The organism is Variovorax sucrosi, assembly GCF_051216635.1.
Classification (GTDB): Bacteria; Pseudomonadota; Gammaproteobacteria; order Burkholderiales; family Burkholderiaceae_C; genus Variovorax.
Genome location: NZ_JBPJZU010000002.1, coordinates 574,521 through 598,987 on the forward strand (window position 1 = coordinate 574,521; position 24,467 = coordinate 598,987).

A 24,467-nucleotide genomic window follows, 5' to 3' on the forward strand; every position below is an offset into this window, starting at 1 on the left:
CGCCGTCCCCGACGCTGCCGAGGGCCGCAGAGGCCATGCGGGCGGCCGGCAGCTTGCGCAGGTCCCGGATGGGATAATCGGGTGATGAGCATTACCCTACACGACGCGGCTGGCATTGCGGCCATGCGCGCGGTCGGCCGCCTGACGTCGGAGGTGCTGGACTACCTCACGCCGTTCGTGAAACCCGGCGTCACCACGAATGAAATCGACCGTCTGGCCGCCGAGTACATGGCCAAGCAAGGCACCACCTCGGCGACGGTGGGCTACCTGGGCGCCAGCAGCACGCCCTTCCCGAAATCGCTCTGCACTTCGGTCAACCACGTGGTGTGCCACGGCATCCCGAACGACAAGCCCCTGAAGAAGGGTGACATCATGAACATCGATGTCACCGTCATCAAGGACGGCTGGTTCGGCGACAACAGCCGGATGTTCATCGTCGGCGATGCCTCCATCGCCGCCAAGCGCCTGTGCCAGGTGACCTTCGAAGCGATGTGGCATGGCATCCTGCAGGTGCGCCCGGGTGCCCACCTGGGTGATGTGGGCCACGCGATCCAGAAGTTCGCCGAAGGCCACGGCTATTCGGTGGTGCGCGAGTTCTGCGGCCACGGGGTAGGCCGCAAGTTCCACGAAGAACCGCAGGTGTTGCACTACGGCCGCCCCGGCACGCTGGAGCGCCTGGAGCCCGGCATGATCTTCACCATCGAGCCGATGATCAACGCCGGCAAGCGCGACATCAAGGAAGACGCCAAGGGTGGCAAGTACGACGGCTGGACCATCGTCACGCGCGACCATTCGCTGTCGGCCCAGTGGGAGCACAGCGTGCTCGTCACAGAAACCGGCTACGAGGTGCTGACCCTGTCGGCCGGCAGCCCGCCACTGCCCCCCTTCGTGTCGTCGACCGCCACCTGAGCGGCGGAGCCAGGGCGTGATCGAAGTCGCTGACGCAGTCGACGTTTCCTCGCTGCGGGAGGCCTATCGCGCGCAGAAGATGGCGCTGTTCGAGACGCTGCGGCATGGCCACGCGCCGACCCGCAGCGTGCACGGCACCCTGCGCGAGTTCGCCGGCTGCGCCGACAAGGCCCTGATCGCGCTCTGGAACGACGCCGGCTTCGGCTCCGAGCTGGCGCTGGTCGCCGTCGGCGGTTTCGGGCGCGGCGAACTGTTTCCCTACTCCGACGTCGACGTGCTGCTGCTGCTGCCGGAGGTGCATGCATCGAACATCGATCCGGCGCGGCTCGAAGCCTTCATCGGCCGCTGCTGGGATGTCGGCCTGGAAATCGGCTCGAGCGTGCGCACGCTGGGCGAGTGCCTGGACGAAGCCGGCAAGGACGTCACGGTCCAGACATCCCTGCTCGAATCGCGCCTGATCACGGGCGACAAGAAGCTCTACGCCGCCTTCCGCAGGCGCTTCTGCACCGCGATCGACCCGCAAGCCTTTTTCGCCGCCAAGTCGCAGGAAATGCGTCACCGGCACCACAAGTTCGACGACACGCCCTACGCCCTCGAACCCAACTGCAAGGAATCGCCAGGCGGCCTGCGCGACCTGCAGACGGTGCTCTGGATGACCAAGGCCGCGGGCTTCGGCCGGCGCTGGGAAGACCTGGCCAAGAACGGCCTGGCCACCGCCTTCGAGGTGCAGCAGATCAAGCGCAACGAGGCGCTGCTGTGCCTGATCCGCGCACGCCTGCACGTCACGGCCAACCGCCGCGAGGACCGGCTGGTGTTCGACCTGCAGACGGCCGTGGCCGCCACCTTCGGCTACGAGGCCCTGTCACAGCGCAAGGCCAGTGAGGCGCTCATGCGCCGCTACTACTGGGCCGCCAAGGCGGTCACGCAGCTCACGCAGATCCTGCTGCTCAACATCGCCGAACGGCTGCAGCCGCAGGCCGAGGAGCCGACCCGCATCAACGACCGCTTCTTCGAGAAGGCCGGCATGATCGAGGTGATGAGCGACGACCTGTATCTGAAGGATCCGCACGCCATCCTCGAAACCTTCCTGCTCTACCAGAAGACGATCGGCGTGAAGGGCCTGTCGGCGCGCACGCTGCGGGCGCTCTACAACGCCCGCTCGGTGATGGACAGCAAATTCCGCAACGACCGGGTGAATCACGTCACCTTCATGCGAATGCTGGTGGAGCCGCGCGGCATCACGCATGCCTTCCGGCTGATGAACCAGACGTCCGTGCTGGGCCGCTACCTGCGGCCCTTCCGCAGCATCGTCGGCCAGATGCAGCACGACCTGTTCCACGTCTACACGGTCGACCAGCACATCCTGATGGTGCTGCGCAACGTGCGGCGCTTCTTCATTGCCGAGCATGCGCACGAATATCCGTTCTGTTCGCAGCTCGCGGCCGGCTGGGACAAGCCGTGGGTGCTGTACGTGGCCGCGCTGTTCCACGATATCGCCAAGGGCCGCGGCGGCGACCATTCGACGCTCGGCGCGCGCGATGTGCACCGCTTCTGCCAGCAGCACGGCATCGAACGGGAAGACAGCAAGCTCATCGAGTTCCTGGTGGCCGAACACCTGACGATGAGCACCGTGGCGCAGAAGCAGGACCTGAGCGACCCCGAGGTCATCGCCAACTTCGCCAAGCGGGTGGGCAGCGAACGCTATCTGACGGCCTTGTACCTGTTGACGATCGCCGACATCCGGGGCACCTCGCCGCGGGTGTGGAATGCCTGGAAGGGCAAGCTGCTCGAAGACCTCTACCGCTACACCTCGCGCGCACTGGGTGGCCACATGCCCGACCCCGACGCCGAGGTGGAATTGCGCAAGCGCGAAGCGCTGGTGCAGCTCGCCCTGCATGCCTTGCCCTTCGAGGTGCACAAGGCGCTTTGGGAGACGCTGGACGTCGGCTACTTCATGCGGCACGACGCCTCCGAGATCGCCTGGCACACCAAGCAGCTGTCCCGCCATGTGCCGCACCTGGGCGTGCCGATCGACCCGAAGGCGCCGCCGATCGTGCGCGCCCGGCTGTCGCCGGTGGGCGAAGGCCTGCAGGTGGTGGTCTACACGCCCGACCAGCCGGAGCTGTTCGCGCGCATCTGTGGCTACTTCGACCAGGCCTCCTTCAGCATCCTCGATGCGAAGGTCCACACCGCCACCAATGGCTATGCGCTGGACACCTTCCAGGTGGTCACGGCCTTCACGCCGGAACATTACCGGGACCTGATCAGCATGGTCGAGAGCGGCCTCACGAAAACGCTGGCCGAAGCCGGCCCGCTGCCACCACCCAGCAAGGGCCGCGTGTCGCGCCGGGTGCGCAGCTTTCCGATCCAGCCGCGCATCAGCCTGCTGCCGGACGAGAAGGCGCAGCGCTGGCTGCTCAACATCTCGGCCAGCGACCGCGCGGGCCTGCTCTATTCGGTGGCGCGCGTGCTGGCGCGGCATCACCTGAGCCTGCAACTCGCCAAGGTGACGACGCTGGGCGAGCGGGTGGAAGACACCTTCCTGCTGAGCGGGCCGGAGCTGCAGGGGCAGCGCGCGCAGCTGGCGATCGAGACCGAACTCATCGAGGTTTTGTCGGCCTGAACGGCACGTTGGGCGGCGCGGTCCGGGTCCGACGATCGGCGGATCCGCAACCTACGGACACAGGTCTGTGAAATGTCGCAAACATCGACCACAATCCCGGCTTTCTCTGCTCGAAAGGACTTTCTCATGACCCGTTCCGATGACACCGGCAAGCTCGTTCTCCGCCTCGCCCTGGGCATCCTGATCCTGCTGCACGGCGTGGCCAAACTGAGTTCGGGCGTCAGCGGCGTCGGCGGCATGCTTGCGTCGCACGGCCTGCCGAGTGCGCTCGCCTATCTGGTCTACATCGGCGAGATCGTCGCGCCCGTGCTGTTGATCATCGGCCTGTACACCCGCCCCGCGGCCTGGATCATCGCGATCAACATGGTGGTGGCGATCTGGCTGGTCCACACGAAGGACCTGCTCACGCTCGGCAAGAACGGCGGCTGGGCGCTCGAACTCCAAGGGATGTTCCTTTTTGCAGCCATCGCCGTTGCGCTGCTGGGTGCGGGGCGCCTGAGCGTCGGCGGCAGCAGCGGCAAGTACAACTGAAAGACACGAAGCCCGCATCGCTGCGGGCTTCGTGCTTTCAATCGTCCGTGGCCGCGTCCAGGCCCGGGAACAGCACCTCGGTGAAGCCGAAGCGCGAGAAATCGCGCACCCGCATCGGGTAGAGCTTGCCCAGCAGATGGTCCACCTCGTGCTGCACCACCCGGGCGTGAAAGCCACTCACCGTGCGATCGATCGGATCGCCATACGGGTCGAAGCCGGTGTAGCGGATGGCCGAGAACCGCGGCACCACGCCGCGCAAGCCCGGCACCGACAGGCAACCCTCCCAGCCCTCTTCCTCTTCGTTGCCGAGCGGGGAGATGACGGGATTGAGCAACACAGTCTGCGGCACCACCGGCGCGTCCGGGTAACGCGGATTGATGCCGCCCGTACCAAAGATCACCAACTGCAAATCGACGCCGATTTGCGGCGCTGCGAGCCCTGCGCCGTTCACGGCGTGCATGGTCTCGAACATGTCGCGCACCAGCAGGTGCAGTTCGTCGGTGTCGAAGGCGGCCACCGGCTGCGCGATGCGCAAGAGCCGCGGGTCGCCCATCTTCAGGATGTCGCGAATCGTCATTCGTCGATCATGTTGACCCGCATGAGCTACGGCTGGTCCCCAGGAGCAGGAACCGGTCTTGAACGCGGCACACTCGTTTGTGCCGCGCGATCGGCGGGACTCTGGAACGGGGGATAGCCGGTCACTCGGGGGCTTTGTCCGGGGACATTGACTTCTGGCCTCGGTCTCGGATTGACACTGGGCCGGGGACCGCGGTCGGGCTCGCGTCCGTCGTAGCGGCGGCCACCACCGTCGTAGCCCCGTGGCGGTCCATCGCGTCGATTCCGCCCATCGTGGGCATCGTAGTAGCCCCGGTTGTCCCGGTTGTAGTAGCCGCGGTCGTAATAGGTACCGCCCTGGATGTAGACGGACGGGGCGACCGCCGGTACCGGTTCGCCGTAATACGAAGGCTGCGAGTAGTAGGCGTTGTTGTCGTAGCCGTACGAGCCGGGAACCGCAACGCACCCGCTCAACAACAGCACGCCGCCTATCGCGACGCCGGCCGAAATCCATCGAATATTGATCATGACTGACTCCTTGTCTGCTCCCTAGTAAACGCCCCGGACATCGCGTTGTTGACGTCGGTCCGGTGAAGTTAGGTAACCGTGCGGTAACGACTTGGCAGGCTCAGGACTTCGTCACGCCTCGGGCCATCCCTCGGCCAGGATTGCGAGCATGCCCGCTTCGTCGACCACCTTCACGCCCAGCGCCTGGGCCTTGTCGAGCTTGCTGCCTGCCTCCACACCGGCCACGACGCAATCGGTCTTCTTGCTGACCGATCCTGCCACCTTGGCCCCTGCCTCTTCCAACTTGTCCTTCGCCTCGTCGCGGCTGAGCGTAGGCAAAGTGCCGGTAATGACGAAGGTCTTGCCCGCCAGGGGACGGGGCGTGCGCGCCGCCGGCTCGCCCTCTTCCCAGGTCACGCCGCTGGCGCGCAACTGCTCGACCACTTCGCGGTTGTGAGGCTGGTCGAAGAAAGTACGGAGACTGGTTGCCACGACCGGCCCGACATCGTTCACCTCGAGCAACGCCTCTTCGGGCGCATCCATGATGGCGTCGAGCTTGCCGAAGTGCTTCGCCAGATCCTTGGCAGTGCTCTCGCCGACATGCCGGATGCCGAGCCCGAAGAGAAAACGCGGCAGCGTCGTCTGCTTGGACGTTTCCAGCGCCGCGACGATGTTGGCGGCCGACTTGTCGGCCATGCGGTCCAGCCCCGCGAGCGTCGTGAAGCCCAGCTTGTAGAGGTCAGGCAGCGTGCGGATCAACTGCGCATCCACCAGTTGCTCGACCAGCTTGTCGCCCAGGCCCTCGATGTCCAGCGCGCGGCGCGCCGCGAAATGCAGGATGGCCTCCTTGCGCTGCGCCGGGCAGAACAAGCCGCCGGTGCAGCGGTAGTCGACCTCGTCTTCCTCGCGCAGCGCATCGGAGCCGCAGACCGGGCATTGGCGCGGCATGGTGAAGAGCGCCCCCCGCTCGGCGTCCGGCTTGGCCAGACTGTCGGGAGCGACGCCCACGACCTCGGGAATCACGTCGCCAGCGCGCCGCACGATCACGGTGTCGCCCACCCGCACATCCTTCCGGCGGGCCTCGTCCTCGTTGTGCAGGGTGGCGTTGGTCACGGTCACGCCGCCGACGAACACCGGTGCCAGCTTGGCCACCGGCGTCAGCTTGCCGGTGCGGCCGACCTGGATCTCGATCGCCAACACCTCGGTGAGCTGCTCCTGCGCCGGGTACTTGTGCGCCACGGCCCAGCGCGGCTCGCGCGAGACGAAACCGAGCTGACGCTGCAGCACCACACTGTCGACCTTGTAGACCACGCCGTCGATGTCGTAGGGCAAGGCATCGCGCTGTCGGCCGATGTTCTCGTGGAAGGCGATCAATTCGATCGCACCCCGTGCGCGCGCGGTCTGGCTGGCGACCGGGAATCCCCAGGCATGGAACTGCTGCAGCCAGTCGAACTGGGTGGGGTGGTCGGGGCCGCCTTCTTCAGGCGCGCTCACCTCGCCCAGGCCATAGGCGAAGAAGCTCAACGGCCGCGACGCCGCGATGGCCGGGTCGAGTTGCCGGACCGCGCCGGCGGCCGCGTTGCGCGGGTTGACGAACACCTTCTCGTTCTTCTGGCCGGCCGCGATCCGCTCGCGTTGCCGCGCATTGAGCGCGTCGAAATCGGCCCGCTTCATGTAGACCTCGCCGCGCACTTCGACCACCGGCGGTGCGTGCCCGTTCAACCGCAGAGGAATCTCGCGGACCGTGCGGATGTTCTGCGTCACGTCCTCGCCGACCTCGCCGTCGCCCCGCGTGGCTGCCTGCACCAGCACGCCGTCTTCGTAGCGAAGGTTCATCGCCAGGCCGTCGAATTTCAGCTCGCAGACGTACTCGACCTGTGGGACGTCGTCGAGCAGGCCGAACTCCTTGCGCACGCGGGCGTCGAAGGCACTCGCGCCGCCGGGTGTGATGTCGGTCTCGGTACGGATCGACAGCATCGGCACCCGATGCCGCACCTTGACGAAGCCGTCGCGCACCTGGCCACCCACACGTTGCGTGGGCGAATCGGCCGTACGCAGTTCGGGATACTTGGCCTCGAGCGCTTGCAGGCGCTGGAACAGCTTGTCGTACTCGGCGTCGGGCAGCTCGGGCGCGTCGAGCACGTAGTAGAGATGGGCGTGGCGGTGCAGTTGGTCGCTCAAGGCGGCGACCTCGCGCGCCGCGTCTTCACGCGTCGTCATGGCGGTGTCTCCAGAAAAGATGTCAGCTGAACAGGCGCCGCGCCAGGTGCGACCCCGCCGCCAGGTCGCGCGAATCCAGCGTGTCGTAGAGCTGCTCGAGGTCGGCGCCGATGGCGTCCATCGTCTCTTCGCGCAGCAGCTGACCATCGCTGTCGGTCACCACGCCGTCCATCTCCCGCGCCAGCGTCGCGGCGGCGTCGCGCATGCGCGCGAAAGGCCGCTCACCGCGGTCGACCTGCGGTACGTCGAGGCTCAGCGTGAGTTCGCGAATGGCCGACTGTGCCGGGTCGTCCGCCAACGCGGCCTGGGTGTCGAAGGACAGGCCGATGATCGGCGGCAGGCCGGCCTCGGCCGCGGGCAGCACCATGCGGCCCGGGATCATCCCGGCGACGAAACCCAGCCGCGCCGCGTTCTGCTGCACATAGCCGGGGCTCCAGGCCGCGTGGCGGGCGCGCAGCACGAAGGCCAGTTGCGCATCATGGGCGCTGGCGAACTGGTCGAGCTCGCGGGCGCGCGCCACCTCGTCGAGCATCTCGGGAAATTCCGGTGCGCCGTTCAGCGCATCGGCAAAGGCCTGCGCCTTCACCACGAACTCGGAGTACTCGATCTCGTTGAGCGCGCCGGTGCGGTTGGCCAATTGCACGCCGACCTGGAAGGCGCCGTAGCGCTGGCCGGCCACCGGCGGCTCCCACTCGCCGTTGTGTTCATTCAGGCCTTCGATCGCCACCGGCTTGCTGCCGGCGCGTCGGGTCGCCGGCATGGCGGCAATGGCTGCATCGCCCGAGACCAGTCCATCGAGCGACACCGGCGCGATCACGTCGATCAGCGGATCGAGCCCGCCACGACGGTCGGCCAGCGGCATCGGCAAGGCGCTGGGCGCCGGCAGGTCGGGGTCGAACAGCGGCTCGTGCCGTTCGTTGCCGGGCGTGGGGTGCGGCTCGACATGCAGCACGGGCTCTTCGTCGGCGCTCGTCGGCGGCGGCTCGTCGAAGCCGGTGGGAAGGGGCGCGTCGGGCTGGCGCGGTGCGTTGCGGCGCGACATCCAGGCGTCGTAGCCGACCACGCCGGCAAGAAAGAGACCGCCGAGGACGGCGAGTGCGATGGTGAGGCTGCTCATGGCGGGGCTTGGTTCAGGCTTCGACCATCGACACGGCGGATTCCATGTCCACCGCCACGATGCGCGACACGCCCTGCTCCTGCATGGTCACGCCGATGAGCTGCTCGGCCATCTCCATCGCGATCTTGTTGTGGCTGATGAAGAGGAACTGCGTGCTCTTGCTCATGGCGGTCACCAGCTTGGCGTAGCGTTCGGTGTTGGCGTCGTCCAGCGGCGCGTCCACTTCGTCCAGCAGGCAGAACGGTGCCGGGTTGAGCTGGAAGATCGCGAAGACCAGCGCGATGGCGGTCAGTGCCTTCTCGCCGCCCGAGAGCAGATGGATGGTCTGGTTCTTCTTGCCCGGAGGCTGCGCCAGCACCTGCACGCCGGCGTCGAGGATTTCGTCGCCCGTCATCACCAGCCGCGCGTTGCCGCCACCGAACAGTTCCGGGAACATCCGGCTGAAGTGCTCGTTGACGATCTTGAAGGTGCCGCCGAGCAGCTCGCGGGTTTCGCCGTCGATCTTGCGGATGGCGTCCTCCAGCGTGGTGATGGCCTCGTTCAGGTCGGCCGACTGCGCGTCGAGGAAGATCTTGCGCTCGCTGGCCGTTGCCAGTTCTTCCAGTGCCGCGAGATTGACCGCGCCCAGCGCCGCGACCTCGCGGTGGATGCGCTCGATCTCGCTTTGCAGGCCGACCAGCCGGACCTTGTCGGTCTCGATCGATGCAGCCACCGCTTCGAGGTCGGCCTGCGCGTCGGCCAGCAGCGTGGCGTACTGCTCGACGCCCAGGCGCGCAGCCTGTTCCTTCAACTGGAATTCGGTGATGCGCTGGCGCAGCGGATCGAGCTCGCGCTCCAGCTGAAGGCGGCGTTCGTCGCTGGCGCGCAGTTTCATCGTGAGATCGTCGTACTGGCTGCGCGATGCGCCCAGCGCGGTCTCGCGCTCGAGCTTGAGCGACAGCGCGTCCTGCAAGCCGGCCTGTGCCGCCGCGTCGGACAGGCGCCCCAGTTCGGCCTGCGCCCGCTCCTGCTCGTCGGCCAGCGACACGGTCTGCTGCGCCGCCGTCTCGATGGCGCGGCTGAGTTCGCCGCGGCGGGCCTCGACGCTGCGCCGGGTGAAGGTGGCTTCCTGCGCCTGGCGTTCCAGGCTGCGGTGCTGGTCGCGACTGGCGGCCAGCGCGCGGCCGGCCTCGATCACGCGCTCGTCGAGCTGCGCATGCCGCTCCTGCGCGTCGGCCAGTTGCATGTCGAGTTCTTCGAAGCGGCCTTCGGCGGCGATGCGGCGTTCTTGCAGTTCCTCGAGTTGCGCGTCGACCTCGCCGAGGTCGGCGGCCAACTGCTCGCTGCGGGCACGGGTCTGCTCGGCCAGTTGCGTGAGGCGCAGCGTCTCGACCTGCAGCTCGTGCGAGCGCGATTGCGTTTCGGCGGCCTCGCGACGCACGCTGACCAGGCGCTGCGCCGCGTCGGCGTAGGCCGCTTCGGCACGCACCAGCGCCGTCCGCGCCTCGTCGCTGATCAGCGTTTGGGCGCGCAGCTGGCGCTCCAGGTTTTCCATTTCCTGCTGGCGCGCGAGCAGGCCGGCCTGCTCCGAATCCTGCGCGTAGAAGCTCACGCTGTGTGTGGTCACGGCATGGCCGCTCTGCACGAAGATGGCTTCACCGGGCTGCAGCGTCTCGCGCTGCGCCAACGCCTCTTCGAAGCTCGATGCGGTGTAGCAGCCGTGCAGCCAGTCGACCAGCAGTGCCTGCAGGCCGGCATCGTTCAGGCGCAGCAGGTCCGACAGGCGCGGCAGCGTCGCGCTGCCCGAGGGCACCCCGGCCGACGGCGGGTTGTAGAAGGCCAGCTTGGCCGGTGGCGCGTCGTTGCCGAAGGCACGGACCATGTCCAGGCGCGACACCTCGAGCGCGCCCAGGCGTTCGCGCAGCGCTGATTCGAGCGCGTTCTCCCAGCCCTGTTCGATGTGGATGCGGCTCCACAACCCTTGCAGCCCGTCGAGGCCGTGCTTGGCCAACCAGGGGGCGAGCTTGCCGTCGGTCTTGACCTTTTCCTGCAGCGCCTTGAGCGCCTCGAGGCGCGCCGACAGCTCGGTGTGGCGGGCGCCTTCGGTGTTGACGGCCTGCTGCTTCGTGCGGCGGTCGTCGTCGAGCTGCGGCACCGATTCCTGCAGGTCCTGCAGGCGGGCGTCGGCTTCGGCGGCGGCTTCCTGCGCGGCGGAGAATTGGGCCTGCAGGTCCTGCAGCTTCGCTTCATCGGGCGCGGCCAGCGCCTGCTTGTCGGCGCGCAGGCGTTCGCTGCGCATCGTCAACTGGCGGCTCTGCTCCTCGATGTTGCGCTGGTCGGCGGCCAGCACCTGGATTTGCTGCTGCACCTGCGAGACGCTCGCGCGCTGCGCGTTGGCCTCGTCCTGCGCGCGCTGCTGCGCGTCTTCCAACTCGGGCATGCGCGCGTCGTGTTCTTCGAGTTGCGCGGCCAGCAATTCGGCCTGTTCCTCGGCATCGACGCCCTGCCCCGCCAGCGTCTCGATCTCGGCCTCGGCGTCTTCCTTGCGGCCGCTCCATTGGCCGATCTGCTCGCGCAACTGGATCAGGCGCTGCTCGACCCTCTGGCGGCCTTCGACCACGAAGCGGATCTCGCCTTCGAGCCGGCCGACTTCGGCGCTGGCCTCGTAGAGCTTGCCCTGGGCCTGGTTGACCTGGTCGCCGGCCGCGTAGTGCGCCTGGCGGACCGTTTCCAATTCGGACTCGATGCGGCGCAGGTCGGCGGTGCGCGATTCGAGGTCGTTCAGCGCCTTGCCGGCGTCGGCCTGGATCCTGGCCTGGTCGGCCTCGCTCTCGCTGCGCTTGAGGAACCACAGCTGGTGCTGCTTGCGCGTGGCGTCGGCCGTGAGCGTGTTGTAGCGCTGCGCCACCTCGGCCTGCTTTTCCAGGCGCTCGAGGTTGGCGTTGAGTTCACGCAGGATGTCTTCCACCCGCGTGAGGTTCTCGCGCGTGTCGCCCAGGCGGCTCTCGGTCTCGCGGCGGCGCTCCTTGTACTTGGAGACGCCCGCGGCCTCTTCGAGGAACAGGCGCAGCTCTTCGGGCTTCGATTCGATGATCCGGCTGATCGTGCCCTGGCCGATGATGGCGTAGGCGCGCGGGCCGAGACCGGTCCCGAGGAACACGTCCTGCACGTCGCGCCGGCGCACCGGCTGGTTGTTGATGTAGTAGCTGCTGTTGCCGTCGCGGGTGAGCACGCGCCGCACCGCGATCTCGGTGAACTGCGACCACTGGCCGCCGGCGCGGTGGTCGGCGTTGTCGAACACCAGCTCGACGCTGGAGCGGCTGGCCTGCTTGCGGGTGGTCGTGCCGTTGAAGATCACGTCCTGCATCGACTCGCCGCGCAGCTCCGACGCCCGCGACTCGCCCAGCACCCAGCGCACTGCATCCATGATGTTCGACTTGCCGCAGCCGTTGGGCCCCACCACGCCGACCAGTTGGCCCGGCAGCAGGAAATTGGTAGGTTCGGCGAACGACTTGAAGCCGGAAAGCTTGATGGAATTGAGACGCACGAGGGGTCGTTCCGCTTTGGCTCTGAGGCCAAGGTATTGATTTGTAAGGAATTTTGCACAGCCCGCCGGCTGCCGCCCGAGCCCGCGATGATACCGTGCACACCATGCGCGATTCCCCCTTGCCGCCCCATGATCGGCGCCCATTTTTCACCGGTCGTCGTGCGTTGCTGACCGGTGCCGTTGCCGCGGCGCTCGGTCTGGCCGGCTGTGCAACCACCCGCTCCACCGAACGGGCCGAAAACTACGACAGCCGCGAATGGATGCAGTCCAGCGCGAACCGCATCGCCAACCTGGCGCTGCGCGACAACCTGCAGTCGCTCCGTCGGGTGCAGCAGTCGCTGTACCGGCGCAACCCGCGCGAGTGGCGCAAGAGCGCCGCCAGCGCGGACGACGCCATCCAACGCACCTGGGACGCCGTCACGCAGGCCACGCCGTTGCCGGGCCTCGGCGGCAAGGACGGCAAGAGCGGCATCGATGCCGTGCGCCTCGCCTTCGAACCCGGCTACGCGGGCGACCGCATCGCCGCACTGGTCTATGGCTGGGCGACGATGCTCAAGGAAGCCAACGGCAACACCTGGGAACAGACCATGGTGGACGGCGTGAACGCCGAGAACAGCTACCGTGCCGCCCGCAACATGGAGATCTCGCTGTGGCTGATCGGCTCCAAGACCGGCGCCGACGGCCAGCCGCTGCTGCTGGCCACCGAGATCAGCGAGCGCGGGCGCAACCTGCTGGTCGACCGCGAGCTTTCGAAGGTCGTGGCGCGGCTGGATCTGCTGGCCGCGCAGGCCGACGAGAAGTACCGGCGCGCGGCGCTCGACTTCGCCCAGGGCTGGATCATGGGCAGCCTCGGGCCCTTCCTGTCGCTGGCAAAGCCCTAGCGGCCGTCGGTGCGCCGCGAGGTGGCACCTAAAATGCTTTGCAGCCTTCTGCATCCCCTCTTCCTCTTCTTCCAGGCACAACTCATGAGCTCCCTCAATTTCATCGGCGGCGAAAAAGGTGGCGTCGGCAAGTCGGTCACGTCGCGGGTGCTGGCGCAGTACTTCATCGACCACAGCCGGCCCTTCACCGGCTTCGACACCGACCGTTCGCACAGTTCCTTCACCCGCTTCTACGAAGGCTTCGCCTCGCCGGTGGTGGTCGACAGCTTCGAGGGCCTCGACAAGGTGGTCAACGGCTTCGAGCACAACCCGCAGCAGAGCGTGATCGTCGACCTGGCGGCGCAGACCCTGGCGCCGTTGTCGCGCTGGATCAAGGAATCCGACCTGTTCGACGTCTTCGCCGACCTCGGCGTGGCGGTCAATTTCTGGCACGTGCTGGACGACGGCAAGGACTCCACCGACCTGCTGGGCACGCTGATCGACACCTTCGGCGACCGCCCCAACTACATCGTGGTGCAGAACTACGGCCGCGGCAGCGACTTCGGCATGCTGCTCGGCTCGCAGTCGCTGCAGAAGGCCGTGGCCCACGGCGCCCGCGTGATCGCGTTGCCGCGCCTGCACGACGCCAGCATGCGCAAGATCGATGCGCAGAACAGCAGCTTCTGGAAGGCCGTCAACGACCGCGAAGGCCCGCACGCCCTCGGCCTGCTCGAGCGCCAGCGCGTGAAGACCTGGCTGGGCACCGCCTACGGGGCCTTCGACACGCTGCCGCTCTGAGGCGCCGCGCGGTTCAGGCCGCGGCCGCCTGCAGCAACCAATCGCGGAACACCTGCATCGCGACGCTCTCGGGCTTGGACTTCAGGCGCGTGAGCCAGTAGCGGCCGTTCTGCGTCTCGACGGTGAAGGGCCGCACCAGCCGGCCCTGCCGCAGTTCGCGGCCGAACAGGGCCACCGGCAGCAGCGCGACGCCCGCGCCCTGCGCCGCCGCTTCGGCCATCGTCAGCGAGGAGTCGAACACTGCGCCGCGCACCACCGGGCATTCCAGGCCCGCGGCGGCGAACCAGCCGGCCCATTCATCGCTGCGGTAAGAGCGCAGCAGCGTCGCACCATACAGGTCCGCCGGCTTCTGCAGGCCGGCCGCCAGCGCCGGCGCGCAGACCGGTGACAGGGGCGCCGGCAGCAGCGCCTCGGCCTCCGTGCCGTGCCAGGCGCCGTCACCGAAGCGGATGGCGCAGTCCAGGCCCTCACCGGCGAGGTCGACCCGGTTGTTGTGGGTGAAGAGCCGCAGATCGACGAAGGGATGCAGCTGCTGGAAATCCTGCAGCCGCGGTATCAGCCAGCCGACCGCGAAGGTGCCGACCACACCGAGTGTCAGCGGCTCGCGCGCGCGGCCCTCGCCGAACTGCGCCAGCACGGTCGCGATGCGGCCGAAGGACTGCGCCAGCACCGGCAGCAGCGCGGTGCCTTCGTCGGTCAGCGCCAGGCCGCGCGGCAGGCGCCGGAAGAGTTGTGCGCCGACGCGGTCTTCCAGGTTCTTGACGTGCTGGCTGACGGCGGTCTGGGTGACGTGCAGTTCGAGCGCCGCACGGGTGAAGCTGAGGTGGCGCGCCGACACCTCGAAGGCACGCAGGGCATTGAGTGGAAGTTGCATGGTCAGGCTTTTTAGCCCCAAATTTTCTTATGGCTCGGCCTCATTCTTTGCATTGGATGCGACGGCGATCGCTCGCTATCGTCCAGCGCTCCCTCCACTCTCCGAGAAAAGCAACGCATGCAGAGACGAATTTTTTCTATGGCTTTGGGCGCCGGGCTCGCCACCCTGGCAGCGGGCGCGGGCGCCAAGGATCCGAACGGCCGAGACCCCGGCCGCGCACTCGCGGCGGAACTCCGGCGCATCGAACGCGCCAGCGGCGGCCGCCTGGGCGTGTGCATCCTCGACACCGCGACCGGCCGCCGCGTCGTGCACCGGGCCGACGAGCGCTTCGCAATGTGCAGCACCTTCAAGTTGCTCGCCGCAGCGTTGGTGCTGCACCGCGTCGATGCGGGCCAGGAGCGGCTCGACCGCGCCATTCCGGTGGGTCGCTCAGACATCGTGCCGCACTCGCCGTTGACCGAGCCGCACGTCGGCGGCACGCTGACCATGGGCGCGCTGTGCGAGGCGACCATCACGCAGAGCGACAACGCCGCCGCCAACCTGATGCTCGCCAGCTTCGGCGGCCCTGCCGGGCTCACCGCGTACGCGCGATCGCTGGGCGATCCGATCACCCGGCTGGACCGCAACGAGCCCTCGCTCAACGAGGCGCTGACCGGCGATCCGCGCGACACCACCACGCCGGCCGCCATGCTCGGCCTGATGCAGACGCTGCTGCTCGGTGCGGCGCTGAAGCCCCCGTCGCGCGACCAGCTGCGCGACTGGCTGCTGGCCAACAAGACCGGCGACGAGCGCCTGCGGGCCCGGCTGCCGGCCGGCTGGCGGGTCGGCGACAAGACGGGTGCCGGCGCCTTCGGTACCAACAACGACGTGGGGATCGTCTGGCCGCCGGGCCGCGACACGCCGATCCTGGTCACGGCCTACCTCACCCAGACCCAGGCGCCGCTCGACCGGCGCAACGCGGCGCTGGCCGCGGTCGGGGCGCTGTTGCCGGCCGTGGCCGGCGCCTGATGCTCAGGCGGTGCGGCGGGGGCCGCGCTTGAGCAGCAGCACGAGCAGCAGCAGCGCGAAGCCGACGAAGCAGACGAAGGACCAGTTGGCGATCGACAGGCCCAGGAAGGTCCAGTCGATCTTGGTGCAGTCGCCGCTGCCGCGGAAGATCATCGGAATCGCGCGCTGCAGCGGGAAGGTCTCGATCATTCCGTAGATGTCACGCCCGCAGGAACCGAATTCCGGCGGGTACCACTGCAGCCAGCTCTGGCGCGCGGCGGTGTAGGCGCCGCCGACGGCGACGATCAGCGCCAGCGCGGCGCCGGTCGCCTGCAGGCCGCGCCCGCGCGCCAACGCGGTCAGCCCGGTGATCACCGCCACGAGGATGAGCGCATAGCGCTGCACGATGCACATCGGGCACGGCTCGAGGCCGACCACATGCTGAAGGTACATGCCGAAAGCCAGCATGGCCACGCAGGCCAGGCAGATCAGCGCGAACGCACGGCGCGGAGCGCCGAAATACCAGTCGATCAAGGAGACACCCAATCTTCTTCCACGAACACCCGGGCCTTGCGCGGCGTGGCGACGACGGTGTCGCCCTCGGCGAGGCCCAGGTCCCGGAACTGTTGCGCAGGGAGTTGCGCTTCGATGATGGTTCCGGACGCAGGATTATCAGGATTCGTTTCGACCGGTTCGAGTTCCAGCCGCGCGATCGGTCCGACCACGATCGCACGCGAAATCGTGGCGACCAGGCCGCGCGATGCGCTGTCCGATGCCGAACCGGTCACGTAACGCTCGATGGCCAGGTCGTGCGGGCGCACATAGGCCAGCGCCTTGCTGTCCTGCACGCCACTGTGCTCGGGCGCCTGCAGGCGGATGCCTTCGAGCTGCACCTCGCCCTCGTGGGCGCGGCCGTGGAACAGGTTCACGTCGCCCAAAAAGCCGTAGACGAAGGGGCTGGCCGGGTGATCCCACACCTCCTGCGGCGAGCCGACCTGCTCGATCTTTCCCTTGTTGATCACCACCACGCGGTCGGCCACTTCGAGCGCCTCTTCCTGGTCGTGCGTGACGAAGATCGAGGTGACGTGCAGTTCGTCGTGCAGGCGGCGCAGCCAGCGGCGCAGTTCCTTGCGCACCTTCGCATCCAATGCGCCGAACGGCTCGTCGAGCAGCAGCACCTTCGGCTCGACGGCGAGCGCACGGGCCAGCGCGATGCGCTGGCGCTGACCACCGGAGAGCTGAGACGGGTAGCGGTCGGCCAGCCAGTCGAGCTGCACCAGCTTGAGCAGATCGGTCACCTTCTGCTTGATCTGCGCGTCCGACGGGCGTTCCTTGCGCGGCTTCACGCGTAGCCCGAAGGCCACGTTCTCGAACACCGTCATGTGGCGGAACAGCGCGTAGTGCTGGAACACGAAGCCGACCTGGCGCTCGCGCACATGCACGTCGGTGGTGTCTTCGCCCGAGAACAGGATGCTGCCGGCGTCGGCTGTCTCCAGCCCCGCGATGATGCGCAGCAGCGTGGTCTTGCCGCAGCCCGAGGGGCCGAGCAGGGCGACCAGTTCGCCGGACTGGATGTCGAGGTTGACGTCGTTGAGGGCGCGGAAATCGCCGAACTGCTTGCTGACGTTGCGGATTTCGATGCTCATTTTTCTGTTCTCCTCAGGCCGCGGTGGCCGACGGCGGCCGTTCGGGCGGCAGTTCCGCGATGGCCTTCATCTCGCGCTCGTGGCGCCACTCGATCACCGACTTGATGACCAGCGTGACCAGCGCCAGGATGGCCAGCAGCGACGCGACGGCAAAGGCCGCAACCGACTGGTATTCGTTGTAGAGCACCTCGACATGCAGCGGCATGGTGTTGGTCTGGCCGCGGATGTGGCCGGAGACGACCGACACCGCGCCGAACTCGCCCATGGCCCGCGCATTGCACAGGATCACGCCGTACAGCAGGCCCCACTTGATGTTGGGGAGCGTGACGCGCCAGAAGGTCTGCCAGCCGGTCGCGCCGAGCACGATGGCGGCCTGTTCCTCGTCGGTACCCTGCGCCTGCATCAGCGGGATGAGTTCGCGGGCGATGAAGGGAAATGTCACGAACACGGTCGCCAGCACGATGCCGGGCACCGCGAAGATGATCTTGATGTCGTGCGCCGCGAGCCATGGGCCGAACCAGCCCTGCGCGCCGAAGATGAGCACGTAGATCAGGCCCGCCACCACCGGCGACACCGCGAACGGCAGGTCGACCAGGGTCGTGAGGAAGGCCTTGCCGCGGAACTCGAACTTGGCGATGGCCCAGGCCGCCGCGACGCCGAACACCAGGTTCAGCGGGACGGCGATGGCGGCGGTGATCAGCGTCAGGCGGATCGCGCTCCAGGCGTCGGGCTCCTTCAGCGCGTCGACGTAGGCGCCGAAGCCCTTGCGCAGCGCCTCGGCCGCCACCGAAGCGAGCGGCAGCACCAGGAACAGGAACATGAACAGCAGCGCCAGCGTGATCAGCGTCCAGCGGACCCACGGCGCCTCGGTGGTGCCGGCACGTGCGCGGCGGATGACTTTTTGGGGAGCACTCATAACATCAGGTCGCGGAGCGCCGGCGCTGCCAGCCTTGCAATGCGTTGATCACCAAGAGCAGCAGGAAGGAGATGACCAGCATCACCAATGCCACCGCGGTCGCGCCGGCGTAGTCGTACTGCTCCAGCTTGCCGATGATGATGAGCGGCGTGATCTCCGAGATCATCGGCATGTTGCCGGCAATGAAGATGACCGAGCCGTACTCGCCCACCGCGCGCGCGAAGGCCATCGCGAAGCCGGTCAGCAGGGCAGGAAGGATCGACGGCAGGATCACGCGGATGAAGGTCTGCAACCGCGTCGCGCCGAGCGAGGTGGCGGCTTCTTCCAGTTCCTTCTCGGTGTCTTCGAGCACCGGCTGCACCGTGCGCACCACGAAAGGCAGGCCGATGAAGATCAGCGCGATCACGATGCCCGCCGGCGTGAACGCCAGCTTGATGCCGTGCGGCTCGAGGTACTGCCCCACCCATCCGTTGCCGGCCAGCAGCGCGGTCAGCGAGATGCCGGCCACGGCGGTGGGCAGCGCGAACGGCAGGTCGACCAACGCATCGACGATCTTCTTGCCGGGGAACTTGTAGCGCACCAGCACCCAGGCCACCAGCAGCCCGAACACCAGGTTGACCAGCGCGGCGATGAAGGACGCGCCGAAGGTCAGGCGGTACGACGCCATCACGCGCGGCGCGGTCACGGCCACCCAGAACTGCTCCCAGGTCAGCGAGAAGGTGCGTACGAACAGCGCCGACAGCGGGATCAGCACGATCAGGCTGAGGTACAGCACCGTGTAGCCGAGCGTCAGGTTGAAGCCCGGCAGCACCCGACGGGCCCCACGGGTGCCGCCGGCACGCGAAATCGGCGCTGCCGCAGACGACAGCGCCGAGGATGGGGCGCCGCTCATCGCGCGGCGCTTCCGGTTCGTACTTCGGCGGTCATTTCGCGCCGGGGGTGTAGATCTTGTCGAACTGGCCGCCGTCGTTGAAGTGCACCTTCTGCGCTTCACCCAGGCTGCCGAACAGTTCTGCCACGGTGAAGAGCTGCACTGGCTTGAAGGTGCCGGCGTACTTCTTCAGCACGGCCGGCGAGCGCGGGCGCAGCGCATGCTTGGCGGCGATCTCCTGGCCCTCTTCCGAGTACAGGAAATCGAGGTAGGCCTTGGCCACCTCGGCCGTCCCCTTCTTGGCGACGGTGCGCTCGACGATCGCCACCGGGTTCTCGGCCAGCACGCTGATCGACGGGTACACCGCGTCGACCTTGCCGGCGCCGAATTCGCGGTCGATCGACAGCACTTCGGATTCGAAGGTGATCAGCACGTCGCCGATGTTGCGTTGCAGGAAGATGGTGGTCGCATCGCGGCCGCCCTTGCCCAGCACCGGCACGTTCTTGAAGAGCTTGCCGACGAACTCGGCGGCCTGGGCGTCGGTGCCGCCCTTCTTCTTCACATAGCCCCAGGCGGCCAGGTAGGCGTAGCGGCCGTTGCCCCCGGTCTTGGGGTTGACGACGATGACCTGCACGCCCGGCTTGGTCAGGTCTTCCCAGTCCTTGATGCCCTTGGGGTTGCCGTTGCGCACCAGGAACAGCATGGTCGAGGTGGTCGGCGACGCGTTGTCAGGGAAGCGCTTCTGCCAGTCCTTGGCGACCACGCCGACGCCGGCGAGGAAGTCGACGTCGGTGGTGGTGTTCATCGTCACCACGTCGGCGTCGAGGCCATCGGCCACGGCACGGGCCTGCGCGCTGGAGCCGCCATGGGCCTGGTCGATCTTCACGTCCTTGCCGGTGGCCTTCTTGTAGCTGGCGATGAAGGCCGGGTTGATGTCCTTGTAGAACTCGCGGGCCACGTCGTACGACGCGTTGAGCAGCGTCGTGGTCTGTGCAAGCGCACCGGAAGCGGTCGCGGCGAAGGCCACGGCGGCGAAGATCGTCTTGATTCTGGAAGTCATAGGGTGGCCAGGTTGTCGGTAGCGTTGTGGCCGGCCAGCAGCTGGCTCGGCGTGTCGGTCAGCGACTGAAGCAGCGCCAGCCCGAGGGGCCAGTCGCCGTGTCCGGAGTCGACATTGATATGCCCCGCATTCTGCATGCGGACGAATTCGCTGCCCCAGGCGCGGGCATAGGCGCCGGCCAGGCGCACGGGACAGAAGGGGTCGTCGCTGCTGGCCACCACCACGCTGCGGTAGGGCAGCTTGGCGTACGGCACCGGCGCGAAGTCGTTGAGCGCGGCGCGGCGCTCCGGGTCGGCCGGTGCCACCAGCAGCGCGCCGGCGATGCGCGCCACCACCTGGGGCGGCAGGTGCGTCGTCGCGATGCAGCCCAGGCTGTGCGCGGCCACGACCACCGGCGCATCCTGCGCGAGGATCAGGTCGCCGATCGCCCGCACCCACGATTCACGACGCGGCGACACCCAGTCGTCCTGCTCCACGCGCACGGCACCGTCCAGGCCCTCGGCCCACAGGCTCTGCCAGTGGCCGGGCCCGGAGTCGCGCCAGCCGGGGACGATGACGACGCGGTGGGTCACTTGTTCGGTTGCGGGGTGACGCGCAGGTACGGACGCACCGCCGTGAAGCCCTTGGGGAAGCGCTCCGCCAGTTCCGCCGGGTCCTGGATGCTCGGGATGATGACGACGTCGTCGCCGTCCTTCCAGTTCGCGGGCGTCGCGACCTTGTGGCTGTCGGTCAGTTGCAGCGAATCGATGACACGCAGGATCTCGTCGAAGTTGCGCCCGGTGCTGGCCGGGTAGGTCAGCGTGGTCCGCACGACGTGCTTCGGGTCGATGATGAACACGCTGCGCACGGTGGCCGTGGCCGACGCGTTCGGATGGATCATGTCGTACAGGTTCGCCACCTTGCGGTCGGCGTCGGCCAGGATCGGGAAGTTGACCGTGGTGTCCTGGGTCTCGTTGATGTCGGCGATCCATTGCCGGTGCTTGTCGACCGGATCGACGCTGACCGCGATCGGCTTCACACCGCGCTTGGCGAATTCGGTCGCCAGGGCGGCGGTCTTGCCCAGCTCGGTGGTGCACACCGGCGTGAAGTCGGCCGGGTGGGAGAACAGCACCACCCAGGAATCGCCCGCCCACTGGTGGAAGCTGACCGGGCCTTCGCTGGAATCCTGTTGAAAATCGGGGGCGGTGTCGCCGAGTCGCAAAGTGGCCATGGTCGTCTCCTCAATGGGTGGGAGCCGATTGTGGGAAGTCTTGCTCGGATAACAAACGAATATCTACTTGTTTGTTTATCCCGATTCAGGAATAAGGCCGGGCCTTCGCTTCCAGCTCCTTGCCGGGCGCCAGCGCGTGCGGCTCGTCGCCGTCGAGGTGCGCCGCCAGGAAATCGATCAGGTGCCGCACCGCCGGCACCTGCGCCCGGCGCGGCGCGAACATCGCGTGGACGATGCCGGCCGGCGGCGTCCAGCCGGGCAGCAGCTCCGCCAGTTCGCCGGACCTCAGTTCGTCACGGCACATGTAGTCGGGCAGCATGCCGGCGCCGACGCCCTGCACGATGGCCGATTTCAGCGCCGACAGGTCGTCCGCGACGTAGCGCGGCTGGTGCGGCACCTGGTGCAGCGTGCCGTCGGGCCCGTGCAGCGGCAGCGTCGCGCGGCCATCGCTGGTGGCCATGGCCACCGTGTCGATGCGCATCAGATCCTCCGGCCCCTTGATGGGACCCAGGTGGCGCATGCGCTCGGCCTGAATGACCAGCAGTCCGCGGCTGATGCCGAAGCGGCGTGCCGCCAGCGTGGCGCTGTCCTCGATCACCGTGCGCACCCGAAGCGCCAGGTCGACGCCGTCCTCGACCGGGTCGACCGGCCGGTTCAGCACCCGCATCTGGACCCGCACCAGCGGAAAGCGCCGCATGAACAGCGGCAGCAGTGGCCCGACGCTGGCCTGGGCCAGCGTGACCGGGCAGCTGATGCGCACCGTGCCGCGCGGCTCGGTCTGCACCTGCGACACGGCTTCGGCGGCCGCCTGGGCCGCGTCGCGCATTTCGACGCAGTGGCGCAGGTAGACCTCGCCCGCCGGTGTCAACGACAGGCGGCGGGTGCTGCGCTGGAGCAGTTGCACGCCCAGCCCCGCTTCCAGGTCGGCCACCCGCCGGGACAGCCGGGATTTCGGCACACCGAGCGCCTTGCTGGCGGCGGTGAAGCCACCCCACTCCGCCACCTCGGCGAAGAACACCATGTCATTGAGATCTTGCATCGGCAAGATTGTCCCAAATTCAGGACTATCTGGCGCAAATTCACCGACTTATCGCCGACTCGCCACAAAAATAGAATTGTCCGCATGCCGGCCTTCCGCGCCGACGCTTCAACCGAAAGTGAGCGAACGATCATGAAACTGCTGCGTGTGGATTCCAGCGTGCTGGGCACCAACTCCGTCTCCCGCCAATTGACCGCCGAAATCGTGGCCGAATGGCACCGCGTCCATCCGGACACCACCGTCGAGCACCTCGACCTCGCCGTGGACACCCCCAATCACTTCGACGCCAACGCCCTCGGCATCAAGGTGGCCGTGGCCGAGCCGACCGCAGCGCAGAAGCGCGAGAACGCCGTGTCCGAGAAGCTGGTGAGCCAGTTCCTGGCCGCCGACGTGATCGTGGTGGGCGCCCCGCTCTACAACTTCTCGGTGCCCAGCCAGCTCAAAGCCTGGATCGACCGCCTGGCGCAAGTGGGCCGCACCTTCAAGTACACCGAGAAGGGCCCGGTCGGCCTGGCCGGCGGCAAGACGGTCATCGTCGCGTCGACGCGCGGCGGCATGTATTCGACCAGCGAAGGCGGCCGGGCCATGGAGCATCAGGAAAGCTACCTGAAGGTGGTCTTCGGCTTCTTCGGCATCACCGACGTGCGCATCGTTCGGGCTGAAGGCCTGGCGATGGGCGAAGCGGCCAAGGCAGCGGCGATCGAATCGGCCCGCGCCGAGATCCGCACCGCCAGCGCCGAAGCCGCGAATCAGGGCGTCGCCACGCTCGCCGCCTGAGCGCCTGGCCGCCGGCTGTGGCGGTTGACCAGCACGGTCAGCCCCCACAGCACGACGCCGATGGCCAGCAGCACGGCCGCAATCTGGTACTGCACCACCGCGCGGCCCGTCCACGGCCCCACCAGGAACGCGCATGACAGTGCGCCGACCACCGGCAGGAAGGTCGGCGTGCGGAAATGCTGGTGCGCGACCTTCTCGCGCCGCAGCACCAGCACCGCGACATTCACGACCGTGAAGACGCACAGCAGCAGCAGTGCCGTCGTGCCGCCCAGCGCGGGCACGCCGCCCACGAAGCCGATGAGACCGAAGGCCAGCAGGGTCGTGAACCCGATCGCGATGTAGGGCGTGCGCCGCTTCGCATGCACCTTGCCCAGTGCATCGGGCAGCACCTTCTCACGGCTCATGCCGTAGACCAGCCGGCTTGCCATCAGCATGTTGATGAGCGCGCTGTTGGCCACCGCGAACATCGTGATGAAGCCGAAGATCCACACCGGAAAGTTCGGCGCACCGGCCTGCACCACCTTCAGCAGCGGCGTCTCGCCCTCGCCCAGATCTTCCGGCGACACCAGCGTGATGGCCGAGATCGAGACCAGCACATAGATCACGCCGGTGATAGCCAGCCCGGCCAGCAGCACTTTCGGAAAGATGCGCGACGGGTCCTTGCATTCCTCGGCCATGTTGACCGAGTCCTCGAAGCCGACCATGGCGAAGAAGGCCAGCGTCGTCGCTGCGATCACCGACCAGAAGGCGCCGCCACCGTCCGTCGTCGCCTTGAACTGCGTGATACGCGACACCTCGCCCTGCCCCGACGCAATCGCCCAGGCACCGATGAAGATGATGATGAGCAGGCCGGTCAGTTCCACGCAGGTCAGCACCACGTTGGCCTTGACGCTCTCGCCCACGCCGCGGAAGTTGACCAACGCGACCATCGCCATGAAGCCCAGCGCGACGGCCGTGACGCCCCAGCCGCCAGCACCCATGCCGAGCCCGAAAGCGCTGGACAGGTTCGCCGCGAAAGCGCGCGAGGCGGTCGAGGCCGAGGTGATGCCCGAACACATCACCGCGAAGGCGACGATGAAGGTGATGAAGTGGATGCCGAAGGCCTTGTGCGTGTACAGCGCGGCGCCGGCGGCGCGCGGGTATTTCGTGACGAGTTCGAGATAGCTGAACGCCGTCACGAGCGCGACCGCAAAGGCGACCAGGAAGGGCAGCCACACCACGCCGCCCACCTGCTTGGCCACCTGGCCGGTCAGCGCATAGATGCCGGTGCCCAGGATGTCGCCGACGATGAAAAGCAGCAGCAGCCAGGGGCCCATCACGCGGTGCAGCGAGGGCTCCGCGCCAGTTTCGTGGGTGAGAGTCGGTGTGTCGGGCGTGGGCTCGGTCATCGGTCTACTCCTGTCGAGGAATGCGCCGAGTCTCGGGCCGCCGCGGCGCTCGC

21 protein-coding genes are annotated in these 24,467 nt (G+C 67.7%); 7 read left to right on the forward strand and 14 right to left on the reverse strand.

Annotated elements, in window-relative coordinates:
* The first annotated feature begins 84 nt into the window (after positions 1–84).
* The 3 genes from map to ACSFBE_RS05755 all read left to right on the forward strand — a co-directional run bounded on the left by map (position 85) and on the right by ACSFBE_RS05755 (position 4,063).
* Positions 85–909, forward strand: a complete 825-nt coding sequence (gene map / locus ACSFBE_RS05745) for a type I methionyl aminopeptidase (RefSeq protein WP_435489414.1) — start codon at positions 85–87, stop codon at positions 907–909.
* A gap of 16 nt (positions 910–925) precedes the next feature.
* Positions 926–3,532, forward strand: a complete 2,607-nt coding sequence (locus ACSFBE_RS05750) for a [protein-PII] uridylyltransferase (RefSeq protein ID WP_435489415.1) — start codon at positions 926–928, stop codon at positions 3,530–3,532.
* Positions 3,533–3,658: 126 nt separating this feature from the next.
* Complete coding sequence (locus ACSFBE_RS05755) at positions 3,659–4,063, forward strand: DoxX family protein (protein ID WP_435489416.1); 405 nt, start codon at positions 3,659–3,661, stop codon at positions 4,061–4,063.
* Positions 4,064–4,100: 37 nt separating this feature from the next.
* On the opposite strand, the gene def is transcribed toward ACSFBE_RS05755, so the two are convergent.
* The 4 genes from def to smc form a co-directional block, all read right to left on the reverse strand.
* A complete protein-coding gene (def, locus tag ACSFBE_RS05760; RefSeq protein WP_435489417.1) occupies positions 4,101–4,640 on the reverse strand; it encodes a peptide deformylase in 540 nt (179 codons plus the stop codon).
* A gap of 617 nt (positions 4,641–5,257) precedes the next feature.
* On the reverse strand, positions 5,258–7,345 hold the full coding sequence (ligA, locus tag ACSFBE_RS05765) for an NAD-dependent DNA ligase LigA (RefSeq protein WP_435489418.1): 2,088 nt from the start codon (positions 7,343–7,345) through the stop codon (positions 5,258–5,260).
* 22 nt (positions 7,346–7,367) lie between these two features.
* Positions 7,368–8,462 (reverse strand): cell division protein ZipA C-terminal FtsZ-binding domain-containing protein, encoded by a 1,095-nt coding sequence (locus tag ACSFBE_RS05770; RefSeq protein ID WP_435489419.1) that lies wholly within the window; start codon positions 8,460–8,462, stop codon positions 7,368–7,370.
* Positions 8,463–8,475: 13 nt separating this feature from the next.
* Entirely contained in the window at positions 8,476–11,988 is a 3,513-nt protein-coding gene (gene smc, locus ACSFBE_RS05775; RefSeq protein WP_435489420.1) for a chromosome segregation protein SMC, read from the reverse strand.
* Positions 11,989–12,092: 104 nt separating this feature from the next.
* Between smc and ACSFBE_RS05780 the strand changes: the two genes are divergently transcribed.
* Together ACSFBE_RS05780 and ACSFBE_RS05785 are read left to right on the forward strand one after the other, a co-directional pair.
* Positions 12,093–12,869, forward strand: a complete 777-nt coding sequence (locus ACSFBE_RS05780) for a hypothetical protein (RefSeq protein ID WP_435489421.1) — start codon at positions 12,093–12,095, stop codon at positions 12,867–12,869.
* Positions 12,870–12,953: 84 nt separating this feature from the next.
* Positions 12,954–13,646: a P-loop NTPase family protein gene (locus ACSFBE_RS05785; RefSeq protein ID WP_435489422.1), complete on the forward strand. Its 693-nt coding sequence runs from the start codon at positions 12,954–12,956 to the stop codon at positions 13,644–13,646.
* A gap of 13 nt (positions 13,647–13,659) precedes the next feature.
* Here ACSFBE_RS05785 and ACSFBE_RS05790 read toward each other — a convergent pair whose 3' ends face one another.
* Positions 13,660–14,520: a LysR substrate-binding domain-containing protein gene (locus tag ACSFBE_RS05790; RefSeq protein ID WP_435489423.1), complete on the reverse strand. Its 861-nt coding sequence runs from the start codon at positions 14,518–14,520 to the stop codon at positions 13,660–13,662.
* A gap of 138 nt (positions 14,521–14,658) precedes the next feature.
* Between ACSFBE_RS05790 and bla the strand changes: the two genes are divergently transcribed.
* A complete protein-coding gene (gene bla, locus ACSFBE_RS05795) occupies positions 14,659–15,528 on the forward strand; it encodes a class A beta-lactamase (protein WP_435489424.1) in 870 nt (289 codons plus the stop codon).
* 3 nt (positions 15,529–15,531) lie between these two features.
* Here the strand turns inward: bla and ACSFBE_RS05800 are convergent, their stop codons facing one another.
* The 8 genes from ACSFBE_RS05800 to ACSFBE_RS05835 all read right to left on the reverse strand — a co-directional run bounded on the left by ACSFBE_RS05800 (position 15,532) and on the right by ACSFBE_RS05835 (position 22,249).
* Positions 15,532–16,041, reverse strand: coding sequence for a disulfide bond formation protein B (locus ACSFBE_RS05800; RefSeq protein WP_435489465.1), 510 nt, complete (start codon positions 16,039–16,041; stop codon positions 15,532–15,534).
* A complete protein-coding gene (locus tag ACSFBE_RS05805; protein WP_435489425.1) occupies positions 16,038–17,153 on the reverse strand; it encodes a sulfate/molybdate ABC transporter ATP-binding protein in 1,116 nt (371 codons plus the stop codon). Before ACSFBE_RS05805 ends, ACSFBE_RS05800 begins: the two co-directional genes overlap by 4 nt.
* Positions 17,154–17,166: 13 nt before the next feature.
* Entirely contained in the window at positions 17,167–18,069 is a 903-nt protein-coding gene (gene cysW / locus ACSFBE_RS05810; protein WP_435489426.1) for a sulfate ABC transporter permease subunit CysW, read from the reverse strand.
* 4 nt (positions 18,070–18,073) lie between these two features.
* Positions 18,074–18,961, reverse strand: a complete 888-nt coding sequence (gene cysT / locus ACSFBE_RS05815; RefSeq protein WP_435489427.1) for a sulfate ABC transporter permease subunit CysT — start codon at positions 18,959–18,961, stop codon at positions 18,074–18,076.
* A gap of 31 nt (positions 18,962–18,992) precedes the next feature.
* Positions 18,993–20,000 (reverse strand): sulfate ABC transporter substrate-binding protein, encoded by a 1,008-nt coding sequence (locus ACSFBE_RS05820; protein ID WP_435489428.1) that lies wholly within the window; start codon positions 19,998–20,000, stop codon positions 18,993–18,995.
* On the reverse strand, positions 19,997–20,572 hold the full coding sequence (locus ACSFBE_RS05825; RefSeq protein ID WP_435489429.1) for an RBBP9/YdeN family alpha/beta hydrolase: 576 nt from the start codon (positions 20,570–20,572) through the stop codon (positions 19,997–19,999). The genes ACSFBE_RS05820 and ACSFBE_RS05825 overlap by 4 nt, the downstream gene beginning before the upstream one ends.
* Positions 20,569–21,210, reverse strand: coding sequence for a peroxiredoxin (locus ACSFBE_RS05830; RefSeq protein ID WP_435489430.1), 642 nt, complete (start codon positions 21,208–21,210; stop codon positions 20,569–20,571). Before ACSFBE_RS05830 ends, ACSFBE_RS05825 begins: the two co-directional genes overlap by 4 nt.
* Positions 21,211–21,295: 85 nt before the next feature.
* Positions 21,296–22,249 carry a LysR family transcriptional regulator gene (locus ACSFBE_RS05835; protein WP_435489431.1) on the reverse strand — a complete coding sequence of 318 codons (954 nt, stop codon included), beginning with the start codon at positions 22,247–22,249 and terminating at the stop codon, positions 21,296–21,298.
* 132 nt (positions 22,250–22,381) lie between these two features.
* Between ACSFBE_RS05835 and ACSFBE_RS05840 the strand changes: the two genes are divergently transcribed.
* On the forward strand, positions 22,382–23,026 hold the full coding sequence (locus tag ACSFBE_RS05840; RefSeq protein WP_435489432.1) for an FMN-dependent NADH-azoreductase: 645 nt from the start codon (positions 22,382–22,384) through the stop codon (positions 23,024–23,026).
* Here ACSFBE_RS05840 and ACSFBE_RS05845 read toward each other — a convergent pair.
* The gene (locus ACSFBE_RS05845) at positions 22,999–24,414 is read right to left on the reverse strand and encodes an APC family permease (protein WP_435489433.1); all 1,416 of its coding nucleotides are present in this window, start codon (positions 24,412–24,414) and stop codon (positions 22,999–23,001) included. The two genes, ACSFBE_RS05840 and ACSFBE_RS05845, sit on opposite strands and share 28 nt — an antisense overlap.
* Positions 24,415–24,467 lie beyond the last annotated feature (53 nt).